This window comes from Ensifer sp. (assembly GCF_035999185.1).
In the GTDB taxonomy this organism is placed as follows: domain Bacteria; phylum Pseudomonadota; class Alphaproteobacteria; order Rhizobiales; family Rhizobiaceae; genus Ensifer.
The window spans coordinates 1-17045 of the sequence record NZ_DASYHB010000121.1; the positions used below are offsets into that span (position 1 = coordinate 1).

Below are 17045 nucleotides of genomic sequence, written 5' to 3' on the forward strand. Positions count from 1 at the left end.
CCGCCGGCGACACCAGGGCCGATCTTGGCCATCTCCATAAGTGAATCCCACAGGCGGTCTGAATTGACGCGCATGTTCTCGCCAGGTGCTGCCACGGCGGTCTCCTCATCTTTTCAGGGCTTTACCGGTTGCGGCGAGCCCCTATGTTCCCGTGGTCAAATCCAGGCTTGGTTTTTTCTGGTGCCCTTCGATCAGCCGTTGCCTTTGCTGGCGAACTGACTGATAATTTGACCGGTTGGTAAACATTACAACTTCCGTTGCGGCACTCAAGCCGGAAAAACAAAAAAACGAAGTTGTTGTCCAAATAGATGGCGGGGCCAGAATTTGGGCAAACCGGGGTGCTGTGCGAGGCGTCGGGGCACCGGCAGGGGGACAGATGGTACTACCGAGAGCGGCCAGGACCCAGAGGCGGACACGCATCCAGGAGGAGAAGGAGGAGCGCATTCTCGAAGCGGCGCTCGAAGTCTTCTCGGCCAACGGTTTTCGCGGTGCGACGGTCGACCAGATCGCCGATGTGGCGGGCATGTCGAAGCCGAACCTGCTCTATTATTTCCGCACCAAGGAAGCGATGCACCGGGCGCTGATCGACCGGGTGCTCGATACCTGGCTCGACCCCTTGCGCGAATTCAACGCCGAGGGCAATCCGGTTAGCGAGATCCGCAGTTACATCCGCCGCAAGCTCGAGATGGCCCGCGACTATCCGCGCGAAAGCCGGCTCTTCGCCAACGAGGTGCTGCAAGGCGCGCCGCATATCGAAGACGAGCTCAAAGGACCGCTGAAGTCGCTGGTCGACGAGAAGGCCGAGGTGATCCGGGCCTGGGCCAAGGCGGGCAAGATCGCCAAATGCGATCCCTATCATTTGATCTTCGCTATCTGGTCCACGACCCAGCACTATGCCGACTTCGACGTGCAGGTGCGCGCCGTGCTCGGGCAGGGCAACTCTGGCGATGGACGCTTCGAGGACGCGGCGCGATTCCTCGAAAGGCTGTTCGTCGACGGATTGCAGGTCAGCGAGCAGCCGGCCGTCTAGACTTTTCTGGTCGTCAATCCGGCAACAACGCCATCAGGAGCAGCCCACAGGCGGTCGTCAAAGCACCCGCGAGGACCGGCAGGCTGGTCCAGCCATGGCCGAGCAGACCTTCGAGCAGGATGATAAAGCTCGGCGTCAGATAGCCGTAGCCAAGCACTTTCGAGGCGGGCAGCCGCATCGAGGCGTATTGCAGCAGCAGGAAGGTGATCGCCGTGGTGACCACCGCCAGATAGAGGACGGCGAGCCAGACGACGAGCGGAAGGCTCGCGAAGTCGGCGGTGACGAGGCCGACGGCTCCCGGGACCAGCAGCCACGGCACGGTGAAGACGGCGACCCAGAAACCGAAGGCGAAGGGGCTCTCGTGGCGGCCGAACTTGCGGATCAGCGGCACATAGATCGCGTGGCAGATGACGCCGACGAAGAAGATCAGCTCGCCCTGGCCGACGTCGAAGGCAAGGATTGCGCCGACATCGGCGCGAAAGATCACCCAGACCGCGCCGAGCGCTGCGATGATCAGGCCGGCGAGCACGCCCGGCCGCGTATGCTGGCCCAGCAGCAAAAAGGCAAAGCCGGCGCTCAAGAGCGGCATCAGGGTGAAGACGGCGCCCGTCGAAACAGGGCTGGTGAATTCCAGCGCCTTGAACATCGTCAGCATGTAGACGGCGATCAGGCCACCGAGGATGACGAACCGCCACGATTGCTTCGGGAAATGAAAGGGGACGCGCGCATAGCCGAAGGTGAGTACCCCGAGGACCACCACGGTCAGAAGATAGCGCCAGAGCGTCAGCGGTCCGGCGCCCATATGCTGGGTGGCAAGGCCGCCGAAGGAAAAGGACCCGGCGATCAGAACGGCGAAGGTCATCATCGCCAGATGCGCCTTCAGTTTCTCAAGACCCTTCGCGTGAACCTGATGCGCGGTTTTCGGGGATACGTCCTGTTTCATGCGGGCTTCCGGATTGGGTCGGCGGCGAGTGCGGGAAGGATCCCTACTACTAGATCATTTCAACGCGTCATTGAAACCATGAAAAGATCCAATGGCTTGAAGCTATGCACCTTCGGACGCGAAAACTGTTTCACGCTTTGAAGGGGTTGCACTACGCATCCGACGGTGCTGGCTGCAAGGCCGCGGAGATGTGGGCGGCATCCGCGACGATCCAGGTCTCAAGCGTTGCCTGCCGACCTCTAAGGCTGATGTCCAGCTGCTCGTGTCCGTCCATTGCCAGGCCCGCCCGATTGACGAGCTCGGCCGAGACGGCGAGCTGCACATCGTGTTCCTTGGCGAGGCCTTCCAGCCGACTTGCGGTGTTGATCGTATCGCCGACGGCCGTCAGCGACGTTGCCTGGCCGTAGCCGATTTCGCCGATGATCGCCGGGCCGGCATGCAGCCCCATGGCGATGCGGAGCGGCTCGTCGAGTTCGCCGCGGAACGTCTGGTTGAGGGCCTCGATGCCGGTGGATATTCGGGCGGCGGCGGCCAGCGACTGCCGGCACGCCTCGGCATAGGTGCTCTTGAGGCCGAAGATCGCCAGCGCCCCGTCACCGATGAACTTGTCGATGACGCCACCGGAATCCTCGACAGCTTCGCCGACCATCTCGAAATAGCGATTGAGCAGGAAGACGGTGTCGAACGGCAGCTTGTGCTCGGCGATGCTGGTAAAGCCGCGCAGATCGCAGAACAGCACGGCGATCCGCCGCTCTCTGCCTTCGCCGCCTTCGCGCCCGATCTGCTTCTTGATGCCGAGACTGTCGCTGTCGAGGATCGGCACGACCGTGACATTGTGCACCGGGCGGAACTGGCAGGCGAGGCGGACATTGTCGGGCGCACCGATACGCGTGAGTGTCGCAAGCTCCGCATCCTCCGGGGCGGGCTGGTCTTCCAGGCCCTGGATGACGCGCACGCGGCAGGTCGAGCAGCGTCCGCGGCCGCCGCAGACCGAGACATGGGCGATGCCGGCGGCGCGGCTCGCTTCAAGCACGCTGAAGCCGAGATTGACGGTTGCGACCTTGCCGTCGGGATAGCGCACACGGATCCGGCCGCCGCGCGGCAGCGCCCGCAGCACCAGGGTGCCGGCGATCAGACCGGCGAAACCGAGGTAGAGGCCGAGACGGATATCCTCCAGCAAGGTCGGATCGAAGGAGGGCTTCACATAGGCCCGGTCGCCATAGCCGCCATGCTCCTCATAGGCGGTTTCGAGCGAGCGGGCGCCGCTGACGAAACCGAGCAGCGCGAAGATCGGCACGAGGATCGCGACCGTGTAAAGCAGGATTTCGTAGCGCGGAAACCAGGTGCGCCCGCGCATCCAGAACCAGGCGCCGAGGCAGCCGTGACCCCAGGCGAGCAACAGCGCTGCCGACTGCCTGATTGCATTGGTCGAGCTCGACCAGAGCGCTCTCAGCATCGTCGGATAGTCGGTGTCGATGCCGGTAAACAGCGGCTCGATCCGGGCCGCGGTGACATGGCCGATCAAAAGGAAGGGCAGGCTGAGCCCGAAGACGATCTTCAACGCCTCGCGGGCGGGCATGCGCAGCGTCTGTCGGCGGTAGATGCTGTCGAGCGCCATGGCGAAATGCAGGAGCAGGGCCCCGTAAAGCATGACGGTGCCGGGGACGCTATGCCAGATGAGGTTGAAGGCCTTGCGGGCCGCTTCCATCGCCTCGATCGAAATCAGGCCGAGCGCATGGTTGAAGAAATGCGCGAGGATGAACGAACCGAGGATCGCCCCGGAAACGAGGTGAATTCGCTTGCGTCGGTTGGCCGAGATGATCGTCAAGCAACAAGTCCGGCTCTGCCGGCGCATCGTCCGGCTGCAATGTCAGAACGTCGGAAATGCGCCGCAGTCCTTGGTCGAACGCGCTTTGCACCCCGTATGAGTTCTCCCTTATTATCCAGATCGTGCGGGCCGACAACTTACCATTTTTACACAATCTGTTTCGATTTCGTGTCCTGTTCGTTATCGAGCGGCAGCGCTATTCACCGGGGTTGGGTTGCCAGAGTTCGATTGGGTTGCCTTCCGGATCATGGAGGCGGGCGAAACGGCCGTTGGGATAGGCTTCGGGGTTGAGCGTCACCTCGATGCCAGCATTTCGAAGCTGTTCCACCATCGCATCGAGGTCATCGACGCGGAAATTGATCATCCACATCTGCTCCCTTCGACCGAAATAGCCAGTATCGCGCTTGAACGGGGCAAAGACGGTGCTGCCGCCGCGCTGCTGCCAGCACGGATCATCGTAGCTCGACGGCACGCGTTTGACGCCGAGATGCGCCTCATACCAGGCGGCGAGCCCCTCAGGATCGCTGCTGCGGAAAAAGATCCCGCCGATGCCGGTCACTTTCTGCATGTCGAAAATCCCTGCGAAAACCAGTCCCGCTTGTCGCTCATTCCATCATGGGAGCCAGACGCTCGGCAAGCGTATCGATCATCAGGCGCAGTTTCGGCGGCATGTACTGCGTGCGCGGCCAGACGACGTGGGCACCGAAGGAAAGGGCGGGGACATCGGTCAGGATCCTGACAAGGCGGCCGGAGGCGACGTGGCCGCGCACCAGCCAGCAGGGCAGCCAGGCAAGACCGAAGCCGTCTGCCGCCGCATCGGCGATCGATGTGAGATCGTCGAGTTTCAGCCGCGCCGGTGGCGTCACTTGCCGAGGGGCAGCTCCCTTGATCGGAAAGGACCAGGACAGTGCATCGCTGCTGCGCCGGTAGAGGATCGCCTGATGGCCGAGCAGGTCGTCGGGTGTGCGTGGTGTGCCGTACGCTGCAAGATAGGCGGGGGAGGCGCAGACCGTCATTGCCTGGTTGGCAACCTTGCGTGCCATCAGGCCGGGATCATCCGGCAATGGACCCGTGCGGATGGCGAGATCGAAACCATCCTCGACGAGATCGACCCTGCGGTCGCTGAAATTGATATCAAGCTCGAGCTGCGGGTGTTGACGCATGAGTTCCGACAGCAGCGGCATGACGCATTGCCGTCCGAAAACCACGGGCATCGAAAGCCGCAGCCGGCCGCGAATTTCCTGCTTTCCCGATTCAAGCAATGCTTCGCCGGTCCGGATTTCATCAAGGGCTCTGAGGCAACTCTCGTAATAGAGCTGGCCTTCCGCAGTCAGGCTCTGGGTGCGGGTCGTGCGATGAAAGAGGCGGACGCCCAGTCTTTGCTCCAGCTTGGCAATCGCCTTGCCGACTGCGGAGCGCGAAAGGTGCAGCCTCTCTGCCGCTGCCGAAAATCCGCCGGCTTCCGCCGCCTCGACGAAGGCGGAAATGCCTCCCAATCGCTCCATGATTGTATCTCCATGAGAACCAATATGAGGAATTCTTATCGCAACTGGAGAGATTAATTCAACGCTATGGTTTCTCCATCAGATCACTCCAGTGAAAGGAAGAAGCCATGGCGAGACTGATGAAGGAATGGACGGTCGATGCGCTTGGGGCGCAGAACCTCAAAATCACGGAACGTGCCGTGCCTGAGCCGGGGCCGGGTGAGGTGCTCGTTCGCACGACCGCGGTGTCGCTCAATTTCCGCGACAAGCTGGTGCTGGAAAACGGCATGGGCATGCCGCTTTCCTTCCCCTTCGTGCCGGGCTCCGACATGGCCGGCGTCGTCGAAGCGGTCGGCCGCGACGTGACGCGGTTCAAGGCCGGCGATCGCGTGATCTCCGTTTTCGACCCCACCTGGATCGACGGTCAAAAGCCCGGCACCGCCCGCCACCCGACGTCATATGCCCTCGGCGGCCTCAACCCGGGCGTCGCCTCGCAATATGTCGCCTTCCCCGAGGACTGGTTTGTCGCGGCACCCGAAAGTCTCGACGACGGCGAGGCGAGCACCTTGCCCTGTGCCGGAGTGACGGCCTGGTTCGCGCTGGTTGAAAAGGGGCATCCGAAGGCAGGTGACCGCGTTGTCGTTCAGGGCACCGGCGGCGTATCGCTGTTCGGGCTGCAGATCGCCAAGGCGCACGGCGCCGAGGTTATCGTCACGTCGGCAAGCCCAGACAAGCTTGCGCGTGCGCGTGCGCTTGGCGCAGACCACGGGATCAACCGTGCATCTGAGGACTGGGCGGAGCGCGTTCTTGAAATTACCGGCGATCAGGGCGCCGATCATATCCTGGAGATGGCCGGCGGTGCCAATCTTGGCAAGTCGCTGCAGGCCGTCGCGGTGCAGGGGCGGATATCGGTGATCGGGGTGTTCGAAGGTGCCGAGATCTCGGCGCCGGTGACGCCGGTTCTTTTAAAATCGCCCGTCATCCAGGGAATCGGCGTTGCCCATCGCCGGGCGCTGGAGGACCTCACCGCCGCCGTTGACCGGACAGGGATCAAGCCGGTGATCGATGCCCGCTACCCATTCGAACAGTTCCCGGCAGCGCTGGCGCATCTCGATCGCGGCCCATTCGGCAAGGTCGTCGTCGAGTTCTAAGGCGAAATGGAAACGCCGCCGGATTGTGTCCGGCGGCGTTTCCATGAAGTGACGCGATCCGTTACTCGGCGGCCTGGCGGGCCATCGGATTGTTCGGATGGGTCGTCCAGTTGGCGTAGTTCGGATCAACCGGCTTGCCGGTGCGCTGGTCGAGCGTGCCGGCCGGCAGCTCTTCCATGGTGATGCAGTTTTCGACGGGACAGACGTTGACGCAAAGATTGCAGCCGACGCACTCGTCTTCCATCACCTCGAAGTGGCGCACACCGTTGACGAACTGGGTGATCGCCTGGTGCGAGGTGTCCTCGCAGGCGATGTGGCAGCGACCGCACTTGATGCAGGCATCCTGGTCGATCTTCGCCTTGGCGATGTAGTTGAGGTTCAGATACTGCCAGTCGGTGACGTTTGGCACGGCGCGTCCGGTGATGTCGTCGAGGTCGCGGTGGCCCTTGGCATCCATCCAGTCGGACAGGCCCGAGATCATTTCCTGGACGATCTTGAAGCCGTAGGTCATCGCCGCGGTGCAGACCTGGACGTTGCCGGCGCCAAGCGCCAGGAATTCGGCCGCGTCGCGCCAGGTGGTGATGCCGCCGATGCCGGAGATCGGCAGGCCGTAGGTTTCCGGATCGCGGGCGATCTCGGCGACCATGTTCAGCGCAATCGGCTTGACCGCCGGGCCGCAATAGCCGCCATGGGTGCCCTTGCCGCCGACCGTCGGGTTGGGGGCGAAGTTGTCGAGATCGACGGACACGATCGAGTTGATCGTGTTGATCAGCGACACGGCGTCGGTGCCGCCGGCCTTGGCGGCGCGGGCCGGCTTGCGGATATCGGTGATATTAGGCGTCAGCTTGGTGATAACAGGCATGCGGGTGTACTGCTTGCACCAGCGCACGACCATTTCGATATATTCCGGCACCTGGCCGACGGCGGCACCCATGCCGCGCTCGGACATGCCGTGCGGACAGCCGAAGTTGAGCTCGATGCCATCAGCACCGGTCTCTTCGACCAAAGGCAGGATCGCCTTCCACGCCTCCTCCTCGCAGGGCACCATGATCGAGGCGATCAGCGCCCGGTCCGGCCAGTTCATCTTCACCTGCTTCATTTCGCGCAGGTTCACATAGAGGTCGCGGTCGGTGATGAGCTCGATGTTGTTCAAGCCCAGAAGCCGGCGGTCGGCGCCCCAGATTGCGCCGTAGCGCGGGCCGTTGACGTTGACGACTGGCGGTCCTTCCTCGCCGAGCGTTTTCCAGACCACACCGCCCCAGCCGGCCTTGAAGGCGCGCTCGACGTTGTAGGCCTTGTCGGTCGGCGGCGCGGATGCCAGCCAGAACGGGTTCGGAGACTTGATGCCGACGAAATTGTTGCGAAGATCAGCCATTGGTTCCTCCTCCCGATCTTTAGGCGACGGCACTCGCGCGCGGTGCGGCCGCGGCGAAAGCCCGGTTGATCGATTCAGCCGCGTCGCGGCCCATGGCGACGGCCGAAACCGTCAGGTCCTCGCCGCCAAGCACGCAGTCGCCGCCGGCCCAGACGTTGTCGATCGAGGTTCGTCCTTCGGCATCCGCGACGATACGACCGCCTTCGAGCTGCAGCGCACCGAGGCCGGCGCCGAGGAAGCTCTGGCCGATCGCCTTGAAAATCTGGTCGGCCGCTATGATACCGGTTTCGCCGGTTGCCGTCAGCTTTCCATCCTCGAGCGTCGTGTATTCCAGCTCGATGCCGGCGACCTTGCCGTCCTTTTCGGCGATGCGCTTCGGCTGCAGCCAGTGGCGGATGGTGACGCCCTTGGAAGCCGCCAGATCCTGCTCGAACTCGGAGGCGTTCATGTGCTCCTTGCCCCGGCGGTAGCAGATCGTCACCTCTTCGGCGCCGAGCAGTTTTGCCTGGACGGCCGCGTCGACTGCGGTCATGCCGCCGCCAAGGACGACGACGCGGCGGCCGACGGGAATGTCTGCCTTGGTCTTCGACTGGCGGAGGGCCGCAATGAAATCGACGGCGTCGTCGACGCCTTCCGCGTTTTCTCCTTCAAGCCGCAGCGCATTGACGCCGGCAAGGCCGAGGCCGAGGAAGACGGCGTCGTACTGTTCCGAGAGATCGGCGAGGGTGAAGTCGCGGCCGAGAGCCTGGCCGTTCCTGACCTCGATGCCGCCGATCGACAGCACGTAGTCGACTTCCTTCTGGGCAAAGTCGTCGACCGACTTATAGGCGGCGATGCCATATTCGTTGAGGCCACCCGACTTCGGCCGGGCATCGTAGATCACGACGTCATGGCCCTTGACTGCCAGACGATGGGCGGCGGCGAGGCCGGCAGGACCGGCGCCGACGACCGCAACCTTGCGGCCGGAGGTTTCCGCGCGGGTGTAGAACTGCTTGTTCTCGCGCATCGCCACATCGGTCGCGTAGCGCTGCAGGCGGCCGATCTCGACCGGGCGCTCCTCGGCGGTGTTGCGAACGCAGGCCTGTTCGCAGAGCGTTTCGGTGGGACAGACGCGGGCGCACATGCCGCCCAGGATGTTCTGATCGAAGATCGTCTTGGCCGATCCGATCGGGTTGCCCGTCGATATCTGCCGAATGAACAGCGGGATATCGATGGAGGTGGGACAGGCCGTCATGCACGGCGCGTCATGACAGAAATAACAGCGGTCGGAAGCAACAAGGGCTTCGTGCTTGTCGAGCGCCGGATGCAGGTCGGAGAAATTGCTCTCGTACTCCCCGAGCGGCAGACGGCCGCCGAGGATCCCAGATTGTGTCGTTCCCATTTTTGGCTCCCAATGTTTTCTCAGGATGATGGAACGGTAACACGCTTTATTTTTTTATCAAACGGTAAAAGTTTGAAGCCGAATTGACGTGAAAGCCTTGTGATCCGGGACTTTGCAACAAACGCGTCGGGTCTTGTTCTTGGCCGCTGTTTGACATGCACGGGCAAATAGTGGCAGCAAATCAAGGGGGAATGGAGAACGGACATGGCGCGCAGGGGCGAGGCGAACAACAGGCTTGACGATGCTGCCCGGGCGGGCTGGTTATACTATGTCGCCGGCCGCACCCAGGACGAGATTGCGACGGTCATGGGAATATCGCGCCAGTCGGCGCAACGGCTGGTGTCGCTTGCCATGTCCGAGCGGCTGATCAAGGTCCGGCTCGATCATCCGATCGCCGCGTGCCTTGAAGCTGCCGCGGGACTTCGCGACCGGTACGGGCTGAAATATGTGGAAGTGGTGCCGAGCGATCCGGGCTCGACCTCGACAACCGTCGGCATCGCCGAGGCAGGGGCTGCCGAAATCGAGCGCTGGCTGAAGTCGCCGGAACCGCAGGTACTGGCGATCGGCACCGGACGTACTCTGAAAGCGGCGGTCGATCAGTTGCCACCGATGGAATGTCCGCAGCACCGCATCGTTTCCTTGACCGGCAATATCGGCCTCGACGGTTCGGCCGCCTATTACAACGTCATCTTCAGCATGGCCGATGCGGTGAAGGCCCGGCATTTTCCGATGCCGCTGCCGGTGCTTGCGGCGTCTGCCGAAGAGCGCGAAGTGCTGCACAGCCAGAGCCTGGTGCAGGTGGCGCTGAAGCTTGGCGCGGAGGCCAATGTCGCCTTCGTCGGCGTCGGCGAGCTCGGCCCCGACGCGCCACTCTGTCAGGACGGCTTTCTGGCGCAGGACGAAATGGCCGGCCTCACGAAAGCCGGGGCCGCCGGCGAGATCTGCGGCTGGATGTTCGATCATGATGGTGCGCTGCTGTCGGGCAGCTTCAACGAGCGCGTTGCCTCCGTTCCCTTGCCGCCGCGCGACAAGGCCTCGGTCATCGGCCTTGCCAAGGGCCGGCGCAAATATGATGCGCTAAGGGCGGCCGTGAAGGGTGGAATCATCAACGGCCTCATCACCGATGAGGCGACGGCGAGCTACCTGCTCAACGCCTGATCGCAATACGAAACGTTTGAAAAGGCCGGCCGACGCGCCGGCCTTTCGCATTTGCGTAAAGAAAAAATCGGCAATCAAAACAACCTTCTAATGTTTCTGTGTGCGGCGCAGCAACGATTGCGCATTGACAATTTGTCATGAGAAGTGAGTAATTGCCCATGAGCAAGGCAAATGCTCATTTTCTTCTGGGAGGAAGTCGATGAATTTGAGAACTTTCCTGCTGGGCACGTGCTCGGCAGTCGCTCTGTCGGGTCTGGCCCAAGCAGAAACCCTGACGATTGCGACCGTGAACAATGGCGACATGATCCGGATGCAGAAGCTGACGGAGGATTTCACGGCCAAGAATCCGGACATTCAGCTCGAATGGGTCACGCTTGAGGAAAACGTCCTGCGTCAGCGCGTGACGACCGACATCGCCACCAAGGGCGGGCAGTACGACATCATGACGATCGGCACCTATGAAGTGCCGATCTGGGCCAAGCAGGGTTGGTTGCTGCCGCTCGACAACCTCGGCGCCGACTATGACGTCGACGATCTGCTGCCGGCGATCCGCTCGGGCCTCACCATCGACGGCAAGCTCTATGCGGCACCGTTCTACGGCGAAAGCTCGATGGTGATGTACCGCAAGGACCTGTTCGAAAAGGCCGGGCTCAGCATGCCCGACGCACCGACCTGGGACTTCATCGCCGACGCGGCACGCAAGATCACCGACAAGAACGCCGAGGTCTACGGCATCTGCCTGCGCGGCAAGGCCGGCTGGGGCGAAAACATGGCCTTCCTGACGGCGACCGCAAACGCCTTTGGCGCCCGCTGGTTTGACGAGAACTGGAAGCCGCAGTTCGATCAGCCGGAATGGAAGAACGCACTCGACTTCTACGTCAAGCTGATGAACGACGCCGGACCGCCCGGTGCATCCTCGAACGGCTTCAACGAAAACCTGTCGCTGTTCCAGACCGGCAAGTGCGGCATGTGGATCGACGCGACGGTGGCAGCGTCCTTCGTGACCAATCCGAAGGAATCGACGGTTGCCGACAAGGTGGGCTTCGCGCTTGCTCCGGATACCGGTCTTGGCAAGCGTGGCAACTGGCTCTGGGCCTGGAACCTCGCCATCCCCGCAGGCTCGCAGAAGGTCGCTTCGGCCGAGAAGTTCATTTCCTGGGCAACCGGCAAGGGCTACCTGAATCTGGTGGCGGAGAAGGAAGGCTGGGCCAACGTTCCTCCGGGCACGCGCACCTCGCTCTACGCCAACGCCGAATACCAGAAGGCGGCGCCGTTCGCGAAGATGACGCTCGACTCGATCAACGCGGCCGACCCGAAGAACCCGGCGGTGAAGCCCGTTCCCTATGTCGGCGTGCAGTTCGTGGCGATCCCGGAATTCCAGGGTCTCGGCACGGCGGTCGGCCAACAGTTCTCCGCAGCGCTTGCCGGACAGATGAGCGTCGACGATGCGCTGGCCAGCGCGCAGAAGCTCACCGAACGTGAGATGACCAAGGCCGGCTACATCAAGTAGGGCTCCCAAGGGCCCGGGGTGCCGGCCGCGAATGGCCGGTGCCCCGGTAATTCTCCTCCGGGTCGCTCTCCCGAAGGATATCCCGCGGCGCGCGCGGTGACCCGTGCGCGCCCGGTCCGAGCAATCAATACAGCGTTGAATTCCGTCATTTGGGGGGACGCCATGGCGACCTTGCACACCCGCTCCGCCGCGCGGCTGATGATCGCGCCCTCGGTGCTTCTGCTTCTGGCCTGGATGATCGTTCCCCTGGCCATGACGATCTACTTCTCATTCCTGCGCTACAATCTCCTGATGCCGGGCATGGAGGAGTTCGCGGGGTTTTCGAACTACAGCTACTTCCTCACTGATCCCGCTTTTTTCCAGGCGCTGTTCAACACGCTGGCGATCGTGCTCGGGGTGTTGTTCATCACCGTCGTCGGTGGCATTGCGCTGGCGCTTCTGCTCGACCAGCCGATGTTCGGGCAGGGGATCGTGCGCATCCTCGTCATCGCGCCCTTCCTGATCATGCCGACGGTGGCAGCACTCGTCTGGAAGAACATGTTCATGAACCCGGTCAACGGGCTCTTCGCTTGGATCGCCAAGCTCTTCGGGCTGCAGCCCTTCGACTTCCTCGCCAATGCGCCGTTGATGTCGGTGATCCTGATCGTCGCCTGGCAATGGCTGCCCTTTGCGACGCTGATCCTCCTGACTGCGCTGCAGTCGCTTGACGAGGAGCAGAAGGAAGCCGCCCAGATGGACGGCGCCGGCGCCTTTAGCCGCTTCATCTACCTGGTGCTGCCGCATCTGTCCCGCGCGATCACCGTCGTCATCCTGATCCAGACGATCTTCCTGCTCTCGGTCTTTGCCGAGATCCTGGTGACGACCAATGGCGGCCCGGGCACGCAGAGCACCAACCTGACCTTCCTCGTCTATGCGCAGGCTCTCTTGCAATTCGACGTGGGCGGCGCGTCCGCCGGCGGCATCATCGCCGTCATCCTCGCCAACATCGTCGCATTCTTCCTGATGCGCATGATCGGCAAGACGCTGGAGGCTTGAGAACCATGGCACGCAACGTCTCCACCCAAAGAAAGATCGTCGTCACCGTCGTCGCCTGGACGATCGGCATCCTGATCTTCTTCCCAATCCTCTGGACGTTCCTGACGAGCTTCAAGACCGAGGCGGAAGCGATCGCCTCGCCGCCGTCCCTGTTCTTCTTCGACTGGACGACCGAGAACTATCACGAGGTTCAAAGCCGCTCGAACTACTTCCTGCACTTCATGAACTCGGTCGTCGTCTCCTTCGGCTCCACGCTGATCGGGCTCATCATCGCCATTCCGTCCGCCTGGGCGATGGCGTTCTCGCCGACCAAGCGGACCAAGGACGTGCTGATGTGGATGCTCTCCACCAAGATGATGCCGTCGGTCGGCGTGCTGGTGCCGATGTACCTGATGTTCCGCAACACCGGTCTGCTCGATACACGCACCGGGCTCGTCATCGTGCTGACGCTGATCAACCTGCCGATCATCATCTGGATGCTCTACACCTACTTCAAGGAGATCCCCGGCGAAATCCTGGAAGCGGCCCGCATGGATGGCGCTTCGCTCTCCAAGGAGATCATCTACGTGTTGACGCCGATGGCGATCCCAGGCATCGCCTCGACGCTGCTCTTGAACATCATCCTCGCCTGGAACGAAGCGTTCTGGACGCTGAACCTCAGCGCCGCCAAGGCAGCACCGCTGACCGCCTTCATCGCCTCCTATTCGAGCCCGGAGGGCCTCTTCTACGCCAAGCTCTCGGCCGCCTCGACCATGGCGATCGCCCCCATCCTCATACTCGGCTGGTTCTCGCAGAAGCAGCTCGTACGCGGCCTTACCTTCGGCGCGGTCAAATAAGGGATACGACAATGGGAAGCATTACACTCAGCAAGGTATCGAAGGTCTTTGGCGCCCATGCCGTCATCCCGTCGATCGATCTCGACATCAACAACGGCGAGTTCGTCGTCTTCGTCGGACCGTCCGGTTGCGGGAAGTCGACGCTGCTCCGGCTGATCGCCGGTCTTGAGGACGTCAGCGACGGCGACATCGTCATCGACGGCAAGAACGCCACCGAACTGCCGCCGGCGCAGCGCGGTCTCTCGATGGTGTTCCAGTCCTATGCGCTCTATCCGCATATGAGCGTACGCTCGAACATCGCCTTCCCGCTGAAGATGGCGGGCGAGGACAAGGCCGTCATCGACAAGAAGGTCACGGATGCGGCGCGGGTGCTGAACCTCACCGACTATCTCGACCGCAAGCCCCGCCAGCTCTCGGGCGGCCAGCGCCAGCGTGTGGCCATCGGCCGGGCGATCGTGCGGCAGCCGAAGGCATTCCTGTTCGACGAGCCGCTCTCGAACCTCGACGCGGCGCTTCGCGTCAACATGCGGCTGGAGATCAGCCAGCTGCACCAGGACTTGAAGACGACAATGATCTACGTCACCCACGACCAGGTGGAAGCCATGACCATGGCCGACAAGATCGTGGTGCTCAATCGTGGCCGTATCGAGCAGGTGGGCTCACCGCTCGACCTCTACCACAAGCCGGACAACCTGTTCGTCGCCGGCTTCATCGGCTCGCCGCGCATGAACATCGTCTCCGGTCCCGCGGCTGCCGCCTATCAGGCGCACACCATGGGCATTCGACCTGAACATCTGGCGCTGTCGAAGGAAAGCGGCACCTGGCAGGGCACCGTCGGCGTTGCCGAACATCTCGGCTCCGACACCTTCCTGCACGTCAATGTCGACGGCGGCGTCGGCACGGTGACGGCGCGGGTCAGCGGCGACTTTGCCGTCACCCACGGCGACCGCGTGTTCCTGACGCCAGATCCGCAGCGCGTGCATCGTTTCGACGAGAAGGGGCTCGCAGTTCGATGAAACGGCTTGACGGAAAGAGCGCGCTGATCACCGGGTCGGCGCGGGGGATCGGTCGTGCCTTTGCGGAGGCCTATATCCGTGAAGGCGCCACGGTCGCGATCGCCGACATCAATATCGAACGGGCGCGCGAGACGGCGGCCGAGATCGGTGCCGGCGCCTATGCGGTCGAGATGGACGTGACGAGCCAGGCCTCGATCGACGAGGCGATTGCCGCCGTCGTCCGGCAAGCGGGTGGGCTCGATATCCTCGTCAACAATGCAGCGCTCTTCGATCTTGCACCGATCGTCGAAATCAGTCGCGCAAGCTATGACCGGCTGTTTGCGATCAATGTTTCCGGCACGCTGTTCACGATGCAGGCCGCAGCCAGGCAGATGATCGATCAGGGCAGGGGCGGCAAGATAATCAATATGGCAAGCCAGGCGGGCAGGCGCGGCGAGGCGCTGGTCGCCGTCTACTGCGCTACCAAGGCGGCGGTCATCAGCCTGACCCAGTCGGCCGGCCTCGGCCTCATCAAGCACGGCATCAATGTCAACGCGATTGCGCCCGGCGTGGTCGATGGCGAGCACTGGGACGGTGTCGATGCGCTGTTTGCGAAATACGAGAACCGGCCGCTCGGCGAAAAGAAGCGACTTGTCGGCGCGGAAGTGCCGTTTGGCCGCATGGGAACGGCAGAGGACCTGACGGGCATGGCGATTTTTCTTGCGTCCTCTGAGAGCGACTACGTCGTCTCGCAGACCTACAACGTCGACGGCGGCAACTGGATGAGCTGAGCGCGCGCAAGCGAGCAAGGGCATCGAAAAGGAAATGGGATCATGACGACCAAACTCTCACTTGCCACCCTCGACCAGATCAGGGCCAAGGCCGGCGTGCCGCGCTACGACCGGTCGCATCTGACGGCTGGCATCGTGCATTTCGGCGTCGGCAATTTCCATCGGGCGCATCAGGCGGTCTACCTCGACGATCTCTTCAACGCCGGCCACGACCGGGACTGGGCGATCGTCGGCGCCGGGGTTCTGCCCTCGGATGCGACCATGCGCGCCAAACTCGCCGCGCAGGACTTCCTGACGACGGTCGTCGAGCAGGATAACAACCGCACCGGCGCCCATATCACCGGCGCGATGATCGACTATCTCGAGCCCGGCGACGTTGCTGCGATCGTCGGCCGGCTCGCCGATCCCGCGATCCGCATCGTATCGCTGACGATCACCGAAGGCGGCTACTTCATCGACCCGGCCTCGGGCGTGTTCAACCCGACGCATCCGGCCATCGTTGCGGACGCCGCAAATCCGGGCGCGCCGAAGACGGTGTTCGGGCTGATTGTCGCCGGCCTGAAAGCCCGCCGCGACAAGAACATCCCGCCCTTCACCGTGATGTCCTGCGACAACATACCCGGCAATGGCGAGGTCACCCATGCGGCGGTTTCCGGCCTTGCACGTCTTTCTGATCCTGCCTTTGCCGACTGGATCGACGCCAATGTCGCCTTTCCAAACGGCATGGTCGACCGGATCACGCCGGCGACCGGCGCGCGCGAGATCGGCATTGTTGCCGACGATTACGGCATCGACGACGCCTGGCCGGTGTTCTGCGAGGAATTCAAGCAATGGGTGCTCGAAGACCATTTCCCGCTCGGCCGGCCGGCGCTGGAGAAGGTCGGCGTCCAGTTCGTACCCGACGTCGCGCCCTACGAGCACATGAAGATCCGCATCCTCAACGGCGGCCATGCGGCAATCGCTTACCCTGCCGCCTTGCTCGACATCCATTTCGTTCACGAGGCGATGGAGGAGCCGCTGATCCGAGCCTTCCTCGCCAAGCTCGAGCATGAAGAAATCATCCCCGTCATCCCGCCGGTGCCGAACACCAATCTCGGCGACTACTACAAGCTGATCGAGACGCGCTTCTCCAATCCGAAGATCGGCGACACCATTCCGCGGCTGGCGCAGGACGGCTCCAACCGCCAGCCGAAGTTCATCCTGCCGTCGACCGCGGATCGCCTCCAGCGCGGCGAAGATGTCGTCGGGCTTTCGCTGGTGTCGGCGCTCTGGTGCCGCTACTCTGCGGGCATCTCCGACAGTGGCAGGCCGATCGACTTCAACGACCAGAACGCCGACCGGCTGAACAAGGCAGCGCTTGCTGCCAAGGACGATCCCATGGCTTTCCTGGCGCTTGGCGACATCTTCGGCGATGTCGCGCGCTCCGATCTCTTCTGCAGCCGTTTCGGGCACGCATTGAAAACCCTCTGGGAAAAGGGTACGCGGGCTACGCTCCAGCTCTATCTGGACGCGAAGCTTTAGGGTGGGG

15 protein-coding genes are annotated in these 17045 nt (G+C 62.7%); 9 read left to right on the plus strand and 6 right to left on the minus strand.

What is annotated here, in order from left to right:
- Positions 1 to 376: 376 nt before the first annotated feature.
- Positions 377 to 1030, plus strand: coding sequence for a TetR family transcriptional regulator C-terminal domain-containing protein (locus VGO04_RS15125; protein WP_327496781.1), 654 nt, complete (start codon positions 377 to 379; stop codon positions 1028 to 1030).
- Positions 1031 to 1043: 13 nt separating this feature from the next.
- Here the strand turns inward: VGO04_RS15125 and VGO04_RS15130 are convergent, their stop codons facing one another.
- The 4 genes from VGO04_RS15130 to VGO04_RS15145 form a co-directional block, all read right to left on the minus strand.
- Complete coding sequence (locus tag VGO04_RS15130) at positions 1044 to 1973, minus strand: DMT family transporter (RefSeq protein WP_327496782.1); 930 nt, start codon at positions 1971 to 1973, stop codon at positions 1044 to 1046.
- Positions 1974 to 2124: 151 nt separating this feature from the next.
- Entirely contained in the window at positions 2125 to 3801 is a 1677-nt protein-coding gene (locus tag VGO04_RS15135) for an adenylate/guanylate cyclase domain-containing protein (protein ID WP_327496783.1), read from the minus strand.
- 196 nt (positions 3802 to 3997) lie between these two features.
- Entirely contained in the window at positions 3998 to 4369 is a 372-nt protein-coding gene (locus VGO04_RS15140; protein WP_327496784.1) for a VOC family protein, read from the minus strand.
- A gap of 37 nt (positions 4370 to 4406) precedes the next feature.
- On the minus strand, positions 4407 to 5306 hold the full coding sequence (locus tag VGO04_RS15145) for a LysR family transcriptional regulator (RefSeq protein WP_327496785.1): 900 nt from the start codon (positions 5304 to 5306) through the stop codon (positions 4407 to 4409).
- A gap of 107 nt (positions 5307 to 5413) precedes the next feature.
- Between VGO04_RS15145 and VGO04_RS15150 the strand changes: the two genes are divergently transcribed.
- A complete protein-coding gene (locus VGO04_RS15150) occupies positions 5414 to 6436 on the plus strand; it encodes an NAD(P)-dependent alcohol dehydrogenase (RefSeq protein WP_327496786.1) in 1023 nt (340 codons plus the stop codon).
- A gap of 61 nt (positions 6437 to 6497) precedes the next feature.
- Here the strand turns inward: VGO04_RS15150 and preA are convergent, their stop codons facing one another.
- Both preA and VGO04_RS15160 read right to left on the minus strand, forming a co-directional pair.
- Positions 6498 to 7811, minus strand: coding sequence for an NAD-dependent dihydropyrimidine dehydrogenase subunit PreA (preA, locus tag VGO04_RS15155; RefSeq protein WP_112985805.1), 1314 nt, complete (start codon positions 7809 to 7811; stop codon positions 6498 to 6500).
- A 19-nt stretch (positions 7812 to 7830) separates the two neighbouring features.
- Positions 7831 to 9192 (minus strand): NAD(P)-dependent oxidoreductase, encoded by a 1362-nt coding sequence (locus VGO04_RS15160; protein ID WP_327496787.1) that lies wholly within the window; start codon positions 9190 to 9192, stop codon positions 7831 to 7833.
- 204 nt (positions 9193 to 9396) lie between these two features.
- Between VGO04_RS15160 and VGO04_RS15165 the strand changes: the two genes are divergently transcribed.
- The 7 genes from VGO04_RS15165 to VGO04_RS15195 all read left to right on the plus strand — a co-directional run bounded on the left by VGO04_RS15165 (position 9397) and on the right by VGO04_RS15195 (position 17038).
- Positions 9397 to 10350, plus strand: coding sequence for a sugar-binding transcriptional regulator (locus VGO04_RS15165; protein ID WP_327496788.1), 954 nt, complete (start codon positions 9397 to 9399; stop codon positions 10348 to 10350).
- Positions 10351 to 10549: 199 nt separating this feature from the next.
- On the plus strand, positions 10550 to 11860 hold the full coding sequence (locus tag VGO04_RS15170; RefSeq protein WP_327496789.1) for a sugar ABC transporter substrate-binding protein: 1311 nt from the start codon (positions 10550 to 10552) through the stop codon (positions 11858 to 11860).
- Between the two features lie 162 nt (positions 11861 to 12022).
- Positions 12023 to 12895: a sugar ABC transporter permease gene (locus VGO04_RS15175; protein ID WP_327496790.1), complete on the plus strand. Its 873-nt coding sequence runs from the start codon at positions 12023 to 12025 to the stop codon at positions 12893 to 12895.
- 5 nt (positions 12896 to 12900) lie between these two features.
- Positions 12901 to 13731: a carbohydrate ABC transporter permease gene (locus VGO04_RS15180; protein ID WP_057249061.1), complete on the plus strand. Its 831-nt coding sequence runs from the start codon at positions 12901 to 12903 to the stop codon at positions 13729 to 13731.
- An 11-nt stretch (positions 13732 to 13742) separates the two neighbouring features.
- Positions 13743 to 14747 (plus strand): ABC transporter ATP-binding protein, encoded by a 1005-nt coding sequence (locus VGO04_RS15185; protein WP_327496791.1) that lies wholly within the window; start codon positions 13743 to 13745, stop codon positions 14745 to 14747.
- On the plus strand, positions 14744 to 15517 hold the full coding sequence (locus tag VGO04_RS15190) for an L-iditol 2-dehydrogenase (protein ID WP_327496792.1): 774 nt from the start codon (positions 14744 to 14746) through the stop codon (positions 15515 to 15517). The genes VGO04_RS15185 and VGO04_RS15190 overlap by 4 nt, the downstream gene beginning before the upstream one ends.
- Positions 15518 to 15559: 42 nt before the next feature.
- Entirely contained in the window at positions 15560 to 17038 is a 1479-nt protein-coding gene (locus VGO04_RS15195) for a mannitol dehydrogenase family protein (RefSeq protein ID WP_327496793.1), read from the plus strand.
- Positions 17039 to 17045 lie beyond the last annotated feature (7 nt).

Coding starts and splice junctions, on each gene's coding strand:
- VGO04_RS15125 (WP_327496781.1), top strand. CDS start 377: ATGGTACTACCGAGAGCGGCCAGGACCCAGAGGCGGACACGCATCCAG.
- VGO04_RS15130 (WP_327496782.1), bottom strand. CDS start 1,973: ATGAAACAGGACGTATCCCCGAAAACCGCGCATCAGGTTCACGCGAAG.
- VGO04_RS15140 (WP_327496784.1), bottom strand. CDS start 4,369: ATGCAGAAAGTGACCGGCATCGGCGGGATCTTTTTCCGCAGCAGCGAT.
- VGO04_RS15145 (WP_327496785.1), bottom strand. CDS start 5,306: ATGGAGCGATTGGGAGGCATTTCCGCCTTCGTCGAGGCGGCGGAAGCC.
- VGO04_RS15150 (WP_327496786.1), top strand. CDS start 5,414: ATGGCGAGACTGATGAAGGAATGGACGGTCGATGCGCTTGGGGCGCAG.
- preA (WP_112985805.1), bottom strand. CDS start 7,811: ATGGCTGATCTTCGCAACAATTTCGTCGGCATCAAGTCTCCGAACCCG.
- VGO04_RS15160 (WP_327496787.1), bottom strand. CDS start 9,192: ATGGGAACGACACAATCTGGGATCCTCGGCGGCCGTCTGCCGCTCGGG.
- VGO04_RS15165 (WP_327496788.1), top strand. CDS start 9,397: ATGGCGCGCAGGGGCGAGGCGAACAACAGGCTTGACGATGCTGCCCGG.
- VGO04_RS15170 (WP_327496789.1), top strand. CDS start 10,550: ATGAATTTGAGAACTTTCCTGCTGGGCACGTGCTCGGCAGTCGCTCTG.
- VGO04_RS15175 (WP_327496790.1), top strand. CDS start 12,023: ATGGCGACCTTGCACACCCGCTCCGCCGCGCGGCTGATGATCGCGCCC.
- VGO04_RS15180 (WP_057249061.1), top strand. CDS start 12,901: ATGGCACGCAACGTCTCCACCCAAAGAAAGATCGTCGTCACCGTCGTC.
- VGO04_RS15185 (WP_327496791.1), top strand. CDS start 13,743: ATGGGAAGCATTACACTCAGCAAGGTATCGAAGGTCTTTGGCGCCCAT.
- VGO04_RS15190 (WP_327496792.1), top strand. CDS start 14,744: ATGAAACGGCTTGACGGAAAGAGCGCGCTGATCACCGGGTCGGCGCGG.
- VGO04_RS15195 (WP_327496793.1), top strand. CDS start 15,560: ATGACGACCAAACTCTCACTTGCCACCCTCGACCAGATCAGGGCCAAG.